The 14,442-nt window shown below is 52.2% G+C and carries 15 protein-coding genes and 2 tRNA genes; 8 read left to right on the top strand and 9 right to left on the bottom strand.

Annotated features, from left to right (window positions below; genetic code table 11):
* Positions 1 to 5 precede the first annotated feature (5 nt).
* Entirely contained in the window at positions 6 to 962 is a 957-nt protein-coding gene (locus K355_RS0102615; RefSeq protein ID WP_022730559.1) for a threonine ammonia-lyase, read from the bottom strand.
* 207 nt (positions 963 to 1,169) lie between these two features.
* Here K355_RS0102615 and metC point away from each other — a divergent pair, with 207 nt between their 5' ends.
* Together metC and K355_RS0102605 are read left to right on the top strand one after the other, a co-directional pair.
* Positions 1,170 to 2,354, top strand: a complete 1,185-nt coding sequence (gene metC, locus K355_RS0102610; protein WP_022730558.1) for a cystathionine beta-lyase — start codon at positions 1,170 to 1,172, stop codon at positions 2,352 to 2,354.
* A gap of 299 nt (positions 2,355 to 2,653) precedes the next feature.
* Positions 2,654 to 4,495 carry a cyclic nucleotide-binding domain-containing protein gene (locus K355_RS0102605; protein ID WP_022730557.1) on the top strand — a complete coding sequence of 614 codons (1,842 nt, stop codon included), beginning with the start codon at positions 2,654 to 2,656 and terminating at the stop codon, positions 4,493 to 4,495.
* A gap of 46 nt (positions 4,496 to 4,541) precedes the next feature.
* Here K355_RS0102605 and K355_RS0102600 read toward each other — a convergent pair whose 3' ends face one another.
* From K355_RS0102600 to K355_RS0102590, 3 genes are read right to left on the bottom strand one after another with little or no spacing between them, the layout of a single operon-like run.
* Positions 4,542 to 5,339, bottom strand: coding sequence for a metal ABC transporter permease (locus K355_RS0102600; RefSeq protein WP_022730556.1), 798 nt, complete (start codon positions 5,337 to 5,339; stop codon positions 4,542 to 4,544).
* Positions 5,336 to 6,157 carry a zinc ABC transporter ATP-binding protein ZnuC gene (gene znuC, locus K355_RS22935; protein WP_022730555.1) on the bottom strand — a complete coding sequence of 274 codons (822 nt, stop codon included), beginning with the start codon at positions 6,155 to 6,157 and terminating at the stop codon, positions 5,336 to 5,338. Before znuC ends, K355_RS0102600 begins: the two co-directional genes overlap by 4 nt.
* Complete coding sequence (locus K355_RS0102590; protein WP_022730554.1) at positions 6,138 to 6,614, bottom strand: Fur family transcriptional regulator; 477 nt, start codon at positions 6,612 to 6,614, stop codon at positions 6,138 to 6,140. Before K355_RS0102590 ends, znuC begins: the two co-directional genes overlap by 20 nt.
* Positions 6,615 to 6,764: 150 nt before the next feature.
* Here K355_RS0102590 and hisI point away from each other — a divergent pair, with 150 nt between their 5' ends.
* The 6 genes from hisI (at position 6,765) to K355_RS0102560 (ending at position 11,864) form a co-directional block, all read left to right on the top strand.
* Entirely contained in the window at positions 6,765 to 7,163 is a 399-nt protein-coding gene (gene hisI, locus K355_RS0102585; protein WP_022730553.1) for a phosphoribosyl-AMP cyclohydrolase, read from the top strand.
* Between the two features lie 14 nt (positions 7,164 to 7,177).
* The gene (locus tag K355_RS0102580; RefSeq protein ID WP_028791248.1) at positions 7,178 to 8,296 is read left to right on the top strand and encodes a CobW family GTP-binding protein; all 1,119 of its coding nucleotides are present in this window, start codon (positions 7,178 to 7,180) and stop codon (positions 8,294 to 8,296) included.
* Positions 8,297 to 8,643: 347 nt separating this feature from the next.
* Entirely contained in the window at positions 8,644 to 9,474 is an 831-nt protein-coding gene (locus K355_RS0102575; RefSeq protein ID WP_022730551.1) for an aldo/keto reductase, read from the top strand.
* A 195-nt stretch (positions 9,475 to 9,669) separates the two neighbouring features.
* On the top strand, positions 9,670 to 10,317 hold the full coding sequence (locus tag K355_RS0102570; RefSeq protein ID WP_033368482.1) for a YitT family protein: 648 nt from the start codon (positions 9,670 to 9,672) through the stop codon (positions 10,315 to 10,317).
* 87 nt (positions 10,318 to 10,404) lie between these two features.
* Positions 10,405 to 11,658 carry a hypothetical protein gene (locus K355_RS0102565; protein WP_147250375.1) on the top strand — a complete coding sequence of 418 codons (1,254 nt, stop codon included), beginning with the start codon at positions 10,405 to 10,407 and terminating at the stop codon, positions 11,656 to 11,658.
* 26 nt (positions 11,659 to 11,684) lie between these two features.
* A complete protein-coding gene (locus K355_RS0102560) occupies positions 11,685 to 11,864 on the top strand; it encodes a hypothetical protein (RefSeq protein ID WP_022730548.1) in 180 nt (59 codons plus the stop codon).
* 61 nt (positions 11,865 to 11,925) lie between these two features.
* Here K355_RS0102560 and K355_RS0102555 read toward each other — a convergent pair.
* The 5 genes from K355_RS0102555 to K355_RS0102535 all read right to left on the bottom strand — a co-directional run bounded on the left by K355_RS0102555 (position 11,926) and on the right by K355_RS0102535 (position 14,398).
* Positions 11,926 to 12,002: transfer RNA gene (locus tag K355_RS0102555), tRNA-Arg, on the bottom strand.
* A 152-nt stretch (positions 12,003 to 12,154) separates the two neighbouring features.
* Positions 12,155 to 12,448, bottom strand: a complete 294-nt coding sequence (locus K355_RS0102550; protein WP_022730547.1) for an ETC complex I subunit — start codon at positions 12,446 to 12,448, stop codon at positions 12,155 to 12,157.
* A 146-nt stretch (positions 12,449 to 12,594) separates the two neighbouring features.
* Positions 12,595 to 12,671: transfer RNA gene (locus tag K355_RS0102545), tRNA-Pro, on the bottom strand.
* A gap of 147 nt (positions 12,672 to 12,818) precedes the next feature.
* The gene (locus K355_RS0102540; RefSeq protein ID WP_022730546.1) at positions 12,819 to 13,265 is read right to left on the bottom strand and encodes a DUF192 domain-containing protein; all 447 of its coding nucleotides are present in this window, start codon (positions 13,263 to 13,265) and stop codon (positions 12,819 to 12,821) included.
* On the bottom strand, positions 13,262 to 14,398 hold the full coding sequence (locus K355_RS0102535) for an acetoin utilization protein AcuC (RefSeq protein WP_245562891.1): 1,137 nt from the start codon (positions 14,396 to 14,398) through the stop codon (positions 13,262 to 13,264). The genes K355_RS0102540 and K355_RS0102535 overlap by 4 nt, the downstream gene beginning before the upstream one ends.
* Positions 14,399 to 14,442 lie beyond the last annotated feature (44 nt).

Raw genomic sequence — 14,442 nt, 5'->3', positions numbered from 1 at the left:
CCGGACTATTTCATCCCGTCATTCCCGGTCCCGCAAATAATCACACCAATCCGGCCCGGATCATTCACCCCCAAGCGGTCTTTCATAATCGCGGCCATCCCGGCCGCCGCAGAAAGCTCAACCGCAATGCCAAACTCGCGCCAAAGCCAGCTTGCCGCCTGTTGCATCTCCTCATCCGAGACAAGCGCAATACGGTCTACATTCTTGCCGATCAAATCGACGTTTAATGCCGATGATTGACGCGGTGCTAAACTGGTTGCGGCGGTATTGACCGTCGGCAGGGTCACGACCTCGCCGACCTTTAAGCTTTCAAAAAGCGTTGCCGCCCCGGTCGGCTCCACCCCGATGATCCGAATGGCCGGGCGCAACAGTCGTGCTGCTGTTGCCACACCAGATATCAGCCCGCCACCGCCAACCGCAACAACAAGCGTATCAAGATCAGGTTGCTGTTCAAGCATCTCAAGCGCGATAGTGCCCTGCCCGGCAATCACCTTGGGATCCGCAAAGGGGTGGATATAGGCCATGTTGCTTTGGCGTGCATGATCCATTGCCGCCCGGTTGGCATCATCCCAAACCGCCCCAGTCAGCGCGACCTCGACGCCCTGTGCGCGCAGCTTTTCGACTTTTGGCTTGGGCGTATTGGTCGGCAGAAAGATTTTCACCGGAACACCCAAAGTTCGCGCCGCATAGATCACACCCATGCCATGATTGCCACCCGATGCCGTGCACAACCCGTTGGCGCGCTTGTCTTCATCAAGGGCCAATGCCGCATTCATCGCCCCGCGCGCCTTGAACGATCCAGTGACCTGCATGTTTTCAAGCTTCAGAAATATTTCAGGCTGGCAGTCGGGTTTATCAAACACCGATTTAGACGCAAAATTGTCTGCCTTAAATACCGGGGTCAAGCGCATATGACTGGAAATGGCGCGACGCGCGGCACGGAAATCCTGAAGATCGATCACGGGGCCTCCTGACGGGAATGGTTTCGTCTGACGGGATGGTAAAATGCACGAAGGACCGGTTGGTCCGCGCATAAGAAATAACCCAGTTGGCTGATTTCACAATGGTGATGCGCGACAAAGCGGTGAAAAAGCCTTGAACGGTCGCGTTTGAGATGCTTTGTCTTATCCATAAACAATAAGGCCCATGCCCAAGGAGAAGCACCACCGATGTCACGTCATCGCCCCCAGAAAACTGAAACCAAGCTGGTTCACGCCGGTCGCCGGTCCAGCCAATATCACGGCGTGGTCAACCCGCCCGTACTACATGCCTCAACCATCCTGTTTGACAGCCTTGCCGAGCTTGAAAAGGCCGGTGCATCGGCTCCGGGCAAAGTCACCTACGGCCGCCACGGCACGCCAACGCGATTTTTGCTCGAAGAAGCCGTTGCCGAACTTGAAGGCGGTTATGGCACGCTGTGTGTGTCATCGGGGGTTTCGGCAATCACCAATGCGATTTTGGCATTCGTCAAACCGGGCGATCACATCCTGATCACCGACAGCACCTATTTCCCGACGCGCAATCTGTGCAACACCTTCCTGAAACGCTTTGGTGTTGAAACCGAGTATTACGATCCAACCATTGGCGGCGATATTGCCGGACTTATCCGTGACAATACGGTTCTTGTCTGGTGCGAAAGCCCGGGGTCGCTGACCTTTGAAATGCAGGACATCCCCGCGATTGCCGCCGCGGCCCATGATCGTGGCGTCAAAGTCATGCTTGATAACACCTGGGCGTCACCGATCCTGTGCCGTCCGTTCGACTTGGGCGTCGATGTTTCGGTTCAGGCTGGCACCAAATACATCGTCGGTCATTCCGATGTGATGATGGGTACGATTACCACCGCGACCGAGGAAGATTTGCTGACCATTAAAAAGCAGGTCCTGATTTCCGGCGACGCGATTGGACCAGATGATTGTTACCTCGCACAGCGCGGCCTACGCACCCTTGCCGTTCGGATGAAGCAACACCACACAAGCGGCCTTAAGGTTGCCAACTGGCTGCAAACCCGACCTGAAGTAAAAACGGTCCTGCACCCGGCCCTGCCCGATCATCCGGGCCATGAAATCTGGAAACGTGATTTCAGTGGTGCGTGTGGCCTGTTTTCATTCGTCATGCAGCCGGTCGAGAAAAAGCAACTGGCCAATATGGTCGACAATATGGACTTGTTTGGCATGGGCTTTAGCTGGGGCGGGTTTGAAAGCCTGATCCTGCCATCCGACCCAACCAAAATCCGCACCGCTACCAAATGGGAAGACGACGGACAGCTGATCCGCCTTCATGTTGGCCTTGAAGACCCCGATGATCTGATTGCCGATCTTGAGGCCGGGCTTGAACGGTTAAAGACGGCCTAGCTCAAACAGGCAAGCCAACGACAAAGGCGACGCAGATCATGCTGCGTCGCCTTTGTCGTTTTAAAATATTGACCAAACCGTGGATGGACTTAATTTTCCAAAAATGTCACATCTAATTTTACACTGATACGTGCCTATCCAATAAACAATCAAATCAAACAATTAGGGGATGGTGGTTAATAACTGCCACGTTCTTCACGAGTCCAAAATACGGACGACTGGCAACCTGTATCGCATCGCGTTTTCATGCAGACATAGGGCACCAGATCGTGGTGGACTACCCTCCGATGAGGCACTTAATGATCAAAGGCATACGTCAAACCCGATTAGAAACAGCACGCTTTGATATCGGGGCGGCGTGCGTCGGGATGCTGGCGACACTGCCGCAGGCGGTTGCCTATGGCTTAATCGCGTTTTATCCGCTCGGACCTCAGTGGGCATCCTTTGGCATTAGTGCAAGCATCGGAAGTGCCATTCTGTTTGGCATTATTAGCGGGATGTTTGGCGTTAACCCGTTTCTGGTATCAGGTCCGCGTGCTGTTACCGCACTTGTTCTGGCATCGGCAATCCAGATCGCCATTACACGTGGCAGCTCAGCCGGTGATGCCATCGTTATTGCCTTTGTCGCCGTTTTGGCCGCAGGTATATTTCAGTTTGTCGCAGGTCTGCTTCGTCTGGGAAATGTGGCGTCTTATATTCCGGCCCCCGTTTTATCGGGCTTTGTAAATGCCTCCGCCCTTCTGGTGTTGATCAACACCCTCCCGACCGCACTTGGCAGTCTGACACCCGACATCACGGCCATTTTCGAACCTGACGAAAACAGCATTCTTTTCTTTGCAATTGCCGTCAGCCTTACAACAATTTCGTTCCAGTTCATTGCTGCGCGCACCATTCGGTTTGTGCCAGCTGCCATTGTCGGGTTGGTCGGCGGTACGGCCATTTATTACATTGGTGTCTCGATCTTCCCACTTGCCAACGCCCCCCTGATCGGCACCACAGAGTTTTCCGAAATCTGGCGCATGCCCATCCTGATCAAGACGACACCTGTTTGGAATGAGCTGAACCCAAACATCGACATCGTGATCACAAGTGCACTGACCATCGGGTTGCTGTCGTCATTTGATACGGTGATTTTATTTGTTCTGGGCATGAGTAAAAACCCGGTCCGGCGCAGCTATCTTGGATCTCGTGTTCATGCGCATCGACAGCGTAAAGTCGCCATCGTTGAATGCCTTGAAAAAGAAGGTCATCGCATTGCCGTTCTTGAACTTCAGGGCGCACTGTTTTTCGGATCATGTTCCCGTTTGCGCAGCACCGTCAGCCGTCATCTTGAAACCGGGATTGATTATCTCATCCTTGATTTTCGCCATGTCACGTCAATCGACAGCTCCGGGTCCGAGGCTCTTCGTGCCATTCATCAACAATGTCTCGACGGTGGCAAACACCTGTTCCTGAGCTCCATTCAGCCGGAACGCAGATTGTCCCCGAACAAACAACGCTCCGAACCAAATCCGAACTCGCCCCCCGATCAACGCGATCACAGATTAAAGCCACGCTGGATCTGGTTAAATCTTGATGCGAACGGGGTTATCAAAGCGGTCAGCAAGGAAAACTTCTTTGCCGAAACCGATGCTGCCCTTGCTCATTGCGAAGAACTTTTGTTGCGCCGGTTCTGCGACAAACCTGATCGCGGCATTCACAGGGTTTTTGCCAAAAGTTTGCTGTTAAACGGCATGACGCGTGATCAAATCACAACACTTGGTTACAAAGCCCAACGTCAGCGTTTCAAAAAAGGTGACCTTGTTTTTCAGCAGAACGACACCTGTAATCGCGCCTATTTCCTGATTTTCGGGCGTATGGATGTTGTGATCAACGTGCCGGGAACGGGTCGTCAAAAACGCATCAACACCATCACGGAAGGCACGCTGTTTGGCGAGGTCGCACTGCTTGATGGAGCGCCAAGATCGGCCACTATCGTCGCCACAACCGATGCTTTGTGCCTGTCACTTGATGGTACCGATTTCGCAGCCCTGCGACAGGACCATCAGGACATTGTCACGCGCCTGTTGCTTAACCTTAATCGCATTCTGGCAAGCCGCCTGCGTCAGGCAAATATGATGATTTCAGAACTTGAACAGTGATCCCGCTCATCATGCCACGGCTCATCTGGTAACAGCGCCCAACCTCCTAGTTCCGGCGCAATCCCATCATCACGATCGAGCTGAGCACAAACAAACCGGCTGCTGAAATCACGATGCTGGGGCCAGCGGGTGTATCGGCATGCCATGACAGCGCAATACCGGCCATCACAGACGCCACACCAAACACCGCCGCGCCAATCGCCATTTGTTCGGGCGTTCTGGCAAAGAACCGCGCACTGGCGGCAGGCACGATCAAAAGGGCTGTGATCAAAAGCACCCCGACAATCTTGATCGCCATGCCGATCACAAGCGCCATCAACAGCATAAAAATAAGGCGTAACCGTTCAACCGGGATGCTTTCCGCCGCGGCAATTTCCGGGCTGACCGTGACCGCCAGCAACGGTCGCCACATCCAGATCAATACCGCAATGGCAAAACTGCCGCCCGCGGCCAAAATCCAGATATCGGTCACATTGACGGCCAGAATATCACCAAACAGATAGGCCATAATATCAACAGCCACCCCCTGCACGAATGCAAGTGTCACCATGCCAAGGGCTAGTGTCGAGTGCGCCAGCATGCCCAGCACCGTATCACTGCCAATCCGTGATTGACGTTGCCCGATGGCAAGGATCAACGCACTGGCAAGGCATGTGGCAATCATGCCAAGGCGTACATCAACCCCGATCAGCAAACCAAGTGCAACACCCAGCAACGCCGAATGGGCCAGCATATCGCCAAAAAACGCCATCCGTCGCCAGACGATAAACGCGCCAAACGGCCCACAGACACAGGCCAGCAAGACGCCACCCGTCACTGCACGAAACAGGAAATCATCCATCATTTTGTGGTTTCTGCCTCTTGCTTCTGATGGTCATGATGATGATGCGAATGCCCGTGATCATGGGAATGGTCATGGCCACAGTCGCCCACCACATGCCCCGACAAATCATGTTCATGATCATGTTCGTGGGTATAGATGCCAATCGCATCGGCCTCGCGCACGCCAAAAAGCGACCTGTATTCAGGATGCTGACGCACCGTGTCAGGGATGCCCGAACAGCACACATGGCGATTGAAACACACCACCTTGTCGGTTTTGGCCATCACCAGATGCAGATCATGGGAAATCATCAGGACCGCGCAGTTCAGCTCCGCACGGATGTCATCAATCAGGCGATAAAGTTCCGCCTGCCCGCTAACGTCAACACCCTGTGTCGGTTCATCGAGAACCAGAAGTTCCGGGCGCAACAACAAGGCACGTGCCAGCATGACGCGTTGGGATTCTCCACCTGAAAGGCTACTCATCTGCGCATCAATCACATGCGCGGCACCGACCTGCCCCAACACCGTTTCGCAGGCACTGCGTGCAGCCGCGCGCGTCAGGGTCAAAAACCGCTTTACGGTCATGGGCAAGACCTGATCAATCGCCAACTTCTGGGGCACATAACCAATACGAAGGCCGTTTTTGCGGATCACATCACCACTGTCAGGCTTTTGCAAGCCCAGCAACGTTTTAACCAGCGTTGATTTACCCGCCCCATTGGGACCGATCAACGTCATGATTTCGCCAGCCTGAATGGACAGCGACACCTGATCAAGCACGCGCTCACTACCAAACGAAAGGGTCAGTCCCCGACCCTCAATGAGTGGCGCAGTCATGGCAAAGCCCTTTGATTTCAACCGTGGTCGCCTGAATGGCAAAACCGACATTGCCTGCGGCCTTACGCACAGCATTGCTCATGTCTTCGTTGACTTCCTCGGCGACACGGCCGCACTCGGTACAAATGAAATACTGCCCCAGATGATCGCAATCTGGCCGGTCACAGCCGAAATAGGCATTTAGTGATTCAATCCGATGCACCAAGCCAAGGTCGGTCAAAAACTCCAGCGCCCGATACACGGTTGGCGGCTGCACGCGCTGCCCTTCGGACGTCAGCGCATCAAGTAATTCATAGGCCGTCACCGCCTTGTGCGATTGCCAGATCAAAGTAAAAACCTTGCGGCGCATGTCGGTAAACCGTGCACTTGCGTCGTCACAGACTTTCTCTGCCTGGGCAATTGCGCTATGTACGCATCTGTCGTGATCGTGGCCCTTTTTCGGGAAAAGATCGCTCATACTAGGTTTTCTCGCAGCATTGCCACTGTGGCCCACTTTCGGTCATATTGGCAGCAGCCAAAAAGCCGTGGCATTTGTTGAAATGTTATAATATATCATTTTCTGCCGTGCCACGCCCCAAAAGTCAACCATCATCGACCGGAGCCCTTCATGACCACCGCCAATGAACAGATTGCCGATAAACTGAAATACAATGAAAACGGCCTGATCCCAGCAATCGCGCAGCAGCATGATACGGGCGAAGTCCTGATGATGGCATGGATGAACCGCGATGCGGTGCTTGAAACGCTGTCGACCGGTCGGGTGTGCTATTTCTCACGCTCGCGCGGCAAGCTTTGGCGTAAGGGTGAAAGTTCCGGCCAGATACAGACACTGGTTGATTTTCGCTATGACTGCGATCAGGACACGGTACTGGCACAGGTTGATCAGCTTGGCGTGGCCTGCCACACCGGGCGGCGCAACTGTTTCTATTTTGCCGCGCGCGATGGTGCGGAAGTCGTGATTTCCCAGCCGGAAGTCGCTGTCGATGAACTCTATGGCAAAAAGTGATCAAAACCAGTCCCATGGCTATTTCCAACGAACAAGTCGAACGCGTCGCCACCACGGTTATCACCGGCTTTCTCGGCAGTGGCAAAACCACCCTGCTTAATGCATTACTGACCCAAGACGGCATGGATAAAACTGCCGTCCTGATCAACGAGTTTGGTGATATCGGGCTGGACCATTTGCTGGTGCGCGAAATTTCCGAAGACGTTGTTTTACTTAATTCCGGCTGCATTTGCTGTTCAGTGCGCGGCGATCTGATTTCAGGTTTGCGTGATTTATTTGTCAAACGCACGCGCGGTGAAATCCCGCAGTTTGATCGCGTGATCATTGAAACTACCGGCCTTGCCGACCCCGCACCGATCCTGCACACGCTTATGACCGATCCCTTGCTAACGACCAAGTTCCGTCTTGATAGCGTGGTGACCACGGTGGATGCGGTGAACGGTGCACATCAGCTTGATCATCATCCCGAAAGTGTTAAGCAAGCCGCCGTTGCCGACCGTATTCTTTTGACCAAGGCTGATCTTGCCGGCGAAACACACAGCAACACGCTGGCAACACGCCTGCGCGCCCTTAATCCCGCCGCACCAATTTACCCGGTTCACAACGGCGATATTGCCGCCGACAAACTGTTTAATGCCGGGCTGTATGATCCAACAACCAAAAGCATGGACGTGCAGAAATGGCTGCGCGACGAAGCCTATGATCATCACGGCGAAGAAGTGCATGACCATACGCACGACCACAAACATGACCATGAGCATCATGGCCATAGCCACGCCAACGACGTAAACCGCCATGATGACCATATTCAGTCGTTCTGCATCACCTTTGATGATCCGATCCACTGGGATGCTTTTGTCACCTGGGCCGAAATCTTTACCCAGATGCGCGGCGAAAGCCTTCTGCGGGTAAAGGGCATTTTAAATCTGGTCAGTGAAAACGCCCCGGTGGCCATTCACGCCGTGCAGCATATTTTCCACCCGCCCGCATCCCTGCCCGCATGGCCAAGCGATGATCATCGATCAAAGATCGTCTTTATCACCAAGGACCTTGGCCCGCAGATCATCCGGGAATCGCTTTATCATTTGAATGCAGCCGTCGCCGAAACGGCGGAAAATGGCACGCCTGATTGATTTTCCCAAACGGATATAAATTCCGCGATTGAGCCACATCAAGGATATCACCCGCGCATTCAGGCATCCTCATTTCTGGCTTGATACAGCCTCACTCTAGGCTCAGGGCCTATGTTCAGAACTTCAGGCGGCCGCGCGTTGGCCGCCCTTTTTTTTGTGAACTTTCTTTTTTGGCACAAGCCCATCCCCCTGCCGTCTTTGCCCGAAAGAACAGCCCGCTTCATCCAATCGTACAGGTTGCGATGATCTGGTTATGGACTAAATCAGGCGCATATCGGGATATTTGTCACCTCAAGGACAAATGACAGCACCCACAAACACAACAATCAAACCAAGGGGGTACACATATGATTTACCGGAACTGGCAGGGTAACAAGATTCCGGCCCTCGGATTTGGGACGTACGAGCTTGATAATGCTGCGGCCGCAAAGATGGTCGCCGAAGCCGCCAAAATTGGCTATCGCCATTTTGATACCGCCCAGATGTATCATAACGAACAAGGCGTTGGTCAGGGCCTTAAGGCCTCAGGCCTTGCGCGCGACGATTATTTCTTAACGACCAAAGTCTGGCCCGACGCCTTCCAAAGCGGCGATTTGCAAACCTCGGTCGTTGAATCATTGCGCAAACTTGACCTTGATCACGTTGACCTGTTGCTGCTGCACTGGCCAAACGAAGACGTGTCTCTTAGCGAAACCATCCCCGCCTTGAACGAGGTTAAAAACCTTGGCATGACGCGCCTGATCGGGATTTCAAACTTCCCGACCGTGCTGGTGGATAAGGCGATCAACCTGACGAACGTCCCGCTGACGGTCAATCAGGTCGAATATCATCCCTATATCGATCAAACCAAGGTGCTTGAAAACGCGCATTCGCATGACATGCTGATGACGGCCTATTGCCCGATTGCACGTGGTGCAGTGCTCAAGGACGAAACGCTCAGTGACATCGGCGACAAACATGGCAAGTCGGCCGTACAGGTCACATTGCGCTGGTTGATGCAACAGGATGGCGTCATGGCCATCCCGAAATCAGGATCGCCCAAAAATGCGGCGGCCAATTTCGACATCTTTGATTTCGAGCTGACCGACGAAGAAATGGCAAAAATCAGCGATCTGGCCAAACCAGACGGCCGCCTGATTGATCCAGACTTTGCGCCTAAATGGGATGCTGCGGCCTGATCGCGTCCTAACCATATATCCCCCAACACATAAAATTACCAAGACCGGCCTGAACTGGGCCGGTCTTTTGCGTTTATACTCAGCACACTGTCAGAAACCGGCGAAGAATACGGCACCATCGACGGCTGCTTGTTTCGCACCTGCGAACATCGTACCCTGATCACCATTCATCAGACAAAAGACAGTTCGCAGATCATGACCAAACCCACCGCTCGCACCACCAACTCCGACACCCCAAAAAAGGACGATATTTCCCATCGTCTGTATGAGGATGTCTTGGCCCTTCTGCTCGGCACCATGGTCGTGTCACTTGGGGTGACACTGTATAGCGAAAGCGTTCTGGTCACGGGCAGCACGGCGGGTGCCGCCCTTTTAATCGAACATGCCACCGGGTTTAGCTTTGGCGTGATCTTCTTTGTCATCAACCTGCCATTCTACTGGCTGGCCTATAAACGCATGGGTAGGGCATTCACCATCAAAACCTTTGTCGCGGTCGGGTTGGTATCGATCTTTTCCAAACTGACCCCGATGATGGTCGATTTCACCATGCTCAACCCGATCTATGCGGCGGTTGCCGGCGGTGCGCTGATGGGGATTGGCCTCTTGATGCTGTTTCGTCACCGCGCAGGCCTTGGCGGGATCAACATCCTCGCCCTTTATCTACAGGAACATTTTGGTATCCGGGCCGGATATTTTCAACTTGCCGTCGACATGGCGATCCTCGTCATCGCCTTCCTGACTCTGCCGTTTGATAAGGTCCTGCTGTCGATCTTGGGTGCGGTTGTGCTGAACCTGATCATCGCGATTAACCACCGTCCGGGTCGGTATTTGGCTGCCCGGTAACAGCCACAAAACAAACTAATTAACAAATCAATCATAGGTTGCCTTTAAATTAGTGCAGGTAGATATAACTCTAGTTGGAGATAACCTGTGACCTCTGAAGTAGCCGTAATGAATTCAAGTGCAGTAGCTTTGGCAGCAGACAGCGCTGTTACCATTGGAGATGGCAAACGTATCTACAACTCAGCCTTAAAACTATTCGCACTGAATTACTCATACCCTATCGGCATAATGATTTATCAGGGCGCTGAATTCTGCGGTGTCCCATGGGAAACAATTATCAAAGAATACCGGAGAGACGGCTTTGAACCTATGGGTACAATTAGCGAGCAAATGACGCACTTCCTAGATTTTGTACATCAAAATAAATGGGTCTGTGACGACTACGCAGTGCGTGAAACTATGGCCTCACTTGAGAGTTTTTTATCAGAGGTACACAACTCTGCCTTCAATAAAACTATAAACTCTGACGACAAAAACTATGAGGAAAATTTTCATGATTGCATTGTTGGACAGATTGAAATTTGGAACCAGATTCAACCGCATTTTTGTAACGAAGCGGCCCTAGATGATCACTTAGCAGCCCTAAACGAACTTGCATTACCAATCTTCCAAAAAGACGAATCATTTTCGCAACTAGAAGATTTATGGCAACCCTTCCTATCTTCTTGGGTAAAATACATTTTCAGTGAAGATTATAAATTTCGCTATTCTGGAATTGTGATCTCAGGCTTTGGATTAGATCAAATACTTCCTGCCTGCGTATCTGTTGAAATCATGACCCCGCTTCATGATCTCAGAAGGATCAGAAAAAATACTGAACATGAAATTTCACGAGAACGGCGCACAGGCGTCTTTACCTTTGCACAGTCTCAAGCAACAACGCAGACGATAATCGGTTTAGACGCAATTGCGGATCAGATAATTACTGGCATTTTGCACAGTCAGTATATTAACACTGTCGACAAGGTCACAGCTTTAATTCAGGAGCAGTTTGCTCCCAATGAAGAACTGAAAAGCATAGTTGACGAACGCGTGGCCGAAATATGCTTCGCTACACTAGAAACTGCACAGCTCAAAATAAGAGAGTTTACGCAATCCAACATTGATTCGTTTCATAAGACACTTGCCTACCTACCTAAAGATGAGATGGCATTGGTCGCGGAGACTTTGGTTAACTTGAACTCGTTCCAAAAGAAAGTACGCGGAAATGCCGAAACAGTCGGCGGACCAATTGACGTTGCTGTGATAACGAAAGGTGACGGTCTAGTTTGGATGGAAAGAAAACACTATTTCAATGCCAAACTAAATCCACATTTCAATGCACAATATGATAGAGTATAACCGAATAACTGTTAGGGGGTAACAGTATGACACTTCAGATGAAATATGAAGAACGCCTCAAAGAGTTGCGCGAAAAATATCTGGGCGACCTACAGTGTAGTGAAGATATTAAAACGCTCAACAAAGCATACGAAGAAGGCAGGAAGTTTGGATCAGATACCAGAGCTCTTAACGGAAACCGAGAAGACGCTCAATTCTCTGCCTAGAGTTAAAAAACAGCCTTAACCAAAAGCCCTTCAGTTTCTGAGGGGCTTTATTTTGGAAAAATGGCGATCCCTGCAGGACTTGAACCTGCAACCTACAGATTAGAAGTCTGTTGCTCTATCCAGTTGAGCTAAGGGACCGCGGTGTGGGGTGGTTACAAACCCCGGGGCATGGCATTGGGCGCCCGCCCGACAATTGTTTCAGGGTTTAACGTCCCCTGTCAGACAAACGGGGCGGAAATCCGCCCCGGTGAATGGTCTTTGACGTTCCGCTATCCAGAAGTCGCCCGTAATCAAACGACGCGTTTAAACGCGAAGTTATCGGCATAGGCCTTAATCTGGATTTTACGGCGTTTGGGCTGCTCGACGTCGGCGATCAATTTGTGTTTCGCGGCGAATGCCTGAGCTTCTTCAAGCGTTTCGAAATACATTCTGACCTGTCCGCGGGTATCGGTGGAACCGATCCATCCCATTAGTTGATCCGCGACTTTTTTCGCACCCGGTTCAAATTCCATAACCCAGTGCTTGGTCGCAGCCTGACCGGACTGCATGGCGTTCTTGGCAGGTTTGTAAACACGGACCTTCATCGGGACCCTCGTCTTGACCGTCAGGATAAGATGGAGATGGCAGTTAAACGGGTTTCTGTCCCCCCTGCTATCACCCTATCTTTTACACCTTTTGCTGCCAATTGGAAATCCCATTGGAACTTCATAAAACAACAAAAGGGGAAAAGTGGTCGGGAAGGCGAGATTCGAACTCGCGACCCCCTGCTCCCAAAGCAGGTACGCTACCAGGCTGCGCTACTCCCCGAACGAGGGAGGGTTTAGCACCACACTTTGATGTGGGCAAGCCCGTATTATCGTTTTTATCGTAAAAACGTACAAAAAACCAAAGCCCGCAGATATCCTCTGCGGGCTTGCTATTGCTGATTGATATATGTCGTCCGAAATCCGGCCTTTAGCGCGGCAGGCCTTCGACCTTTTCGCCGACTTCAAATCCCATCCGGTCGGATGCCCCACCATTCAGCTCCAGCACAAAGCGCACCGGCTTTGGACCCAGAATGATGGCTTCCGACTGTGGCACGGTGCGTTTTTCAATACCGACAATCGTGCCCTTGGCATCAATGAACAGCATATCGAGCGAGATGAAAGTGTTTTTCATCCACATCGAAATATCCGCCGCCCGGCCAAAATCAAACAACATGCCTGCGTTATCGGCCATTTCGGTGCGGTACATCAATCCACGCGATCGCTCATCAGGTGTGATGGCCATTTCCACATTGAAAACTTCGCCATCCACCAAAATGCGGGATCGTTCAAACCCGGTTGCCTTTGCATTCAGTCCGGCAACAACTGCTGCACTGATAAAGCACACAACCAAGACCATCTGAAAAAGCGACTTCATACCCCATACCCTCTTAGTCTTCTAACACGCTCACGGATGTCCTCCCGGATCGTGCCACCCCGCCACGGATCGCAAAGTGTCGTAAACATCGTGTCGTCGGGCTGTCTTCCACGGCTATGCGTCCATTTTATGACACGCAGGATATTTTCCGCTGTGATAGGTAACACAGCGGGTATTTCGATCCCGTTAATGGTCGCCCACACCCCGGACCAACAGCGCGCCACCCCATACGGACTATATCCTCCGCCGCCAAGAACAAGGCTCCGTGGCGCCAATTTGGTCATCGCACCAACGACTTCCCAGATCGACTGATTGCCCAACAGCTGCTTTGACAATGGATCTTCTGCTAATGTATCACACCCACATTGTAAAACAATGGCTTGTGGTGCAAAACTTAATGCAAGAGGAATCAAATATTCATGTAGAACATAGCGCATCTCATCATCGTTCATCCCGGCAGGCATCGGAAGGTTACGCGCCATGCCCCCGGCGATGTCATCAATCGCGCCGGTCTTGGGCCACAGGTCTTCCTGATGCATGGAAACCGTGAGAACCCGGTCGTCTTCGGCAAAGGCAATCTGCACCCCGTCACCATGATGGGCATCAATATCGACATACAGCACACGATCCAGCCCCGAATCGAGCAAAGCATAAATCCCCAGAACCGGATCATTGAAGTAACAAAACCCCGATGCCCGGTCGCGCAACCCATGATGTGTGCCCCCGGCAGGATGATGCACAATCCCGCCCTTGGCGATCATGTCCGCCCCCATGATCGATGATCCGGCCGCCGTCGCCGGACGCCGGAAAATTTCCGGGTAAATCGGATTGCCGTTTTTACCCAATCCGAATTTGACCATCATGTCTTCGGGCAATGCCTGATCGCGCTCGGCCTGCATCACCGCACGGACATAGTCAGGATCATGAAAACGGGTGAGTTGTCCGGCTGTTGCCACCGGGCCGGTGACATAGCTACTGCCGTCGACCCAGCCCAGCGCATGCACCATATCAACCACCAACGATACACGCGGGATCGCCAATGGATGTTTTGGCCCATAGCTCGACCCACGATAAATCTCGGCCGCAATCATGCGCGGGGGAATTTTGGCATCTCGAAAATCAGGAAGGGTCACAATAAAAGACCGGATCGAAGTGTGAATTCGGGCATGGTCCAAAG

It is taken from the genome of Thalassospira lucentensis MCCC 1A00383 = DSM 14000, from assembly GCF_000421265.1.
Taxonomy (GTDB): Bacteria; Pseudomonadota; Alphaproteobacteria; order Rhodospirillales; family Thalassospiraceae; genus Thalassospira; species Thalassospira lucentensis.
Note: the sequence above shows the minus strand (reverse complement) of the source record. Positions and strands in the feature narration are given on the sequence as shown.

What these genes read in the sequence shown, in the direction of transcription:
- K355_RS0102580 (WP_028791248.1), top strand. Translation starts at nt 7,178, where the DNA reads ATGGCTATTTCCAACGAACAAGTCGAACGCGTCGCCACCACGGTTATC.
- znuC (WP_022730555.1), bottom strand. Translation starts at nt 6,157, where the DNA reads ATGACTGCGCCACTCATTGAGGGTCGGGGACTGACCCTTTCGTTTGGT.
- K355_RS0102550 (WP_022730547.1), bottom strand. Translation starts at nt 12,448, where the DNA reads ATGAAGGTCCGTGTTTACAAACCTGCCAAGAACGCCATGCAGTCCGGT.
- K355_RS0102590 (WP_022730554.1), bottom strand. Translation starts at nt 6,614, where the DNA reads ATGAGCGATCTTTTCCCGAAAAAGGGCCACGATCACGACAGATGCGTA.
- hisI (WP_022730553.1), top strand. Translation starts at nt 6,765, where the DNA reads ATGACCACCGCCAATGAACAGATTGCCGATAAACTGAAATACAATGAA.
- K355_RS0102570 (WP_033368482.1), top strand. Translation starts at nt 9,670, where the DNA reads ATGACCAAACCCACCGCTCGCACCACCAACTCCGACACCCCAAAAAAG.
- K355_RS0102605 (WP_022730557.1), top strand. Translation starts at nt 2,654, where the DNA reads ATGATCAAAGGCATACGTCAAACCCGATTAGAAACAGCACGCTTTGAT.
- K355_RS0102560 (WP_022730548.1), top strand. Translation starts at nt 11,685, where the DNA reads ATGACACTTCAGATGAAATATGAAGAACGCCTCAAAGAGTTGCGCGAA.
- K355_RS0102540 (WP_022730546.1), bottom strand. Translation starts at nt 13,265, where the DNA reads ATGAAGTCGCTTTTTCAGATGGTCTTGGTTGTGTGCTTTATCAGTGCA.
- metC (WP_022730558.1), top strand. Translation starts at nt 1,170, where the DNA reads ATGTCACGTCATCGCCCCCAGAAAACTGAAACCAAGCTGGTTCACGCC.
- K355_RS0102600 (WP_022730556.1), bottom strand. Translation starts at nt 5,339, where the DNA reads ATGATGGATGATTTCCTGTTTCGTGCAGTGACGGGTGGCGTCTTGCTG.
- K355_RS0102575 (WP_022730551.1), top strand. Translation starts at nt 8,644, where the DNA reads ATGATTTACCGGAACTGGCAGGGTAACAAGATTCCGGCCCTCGGATTT.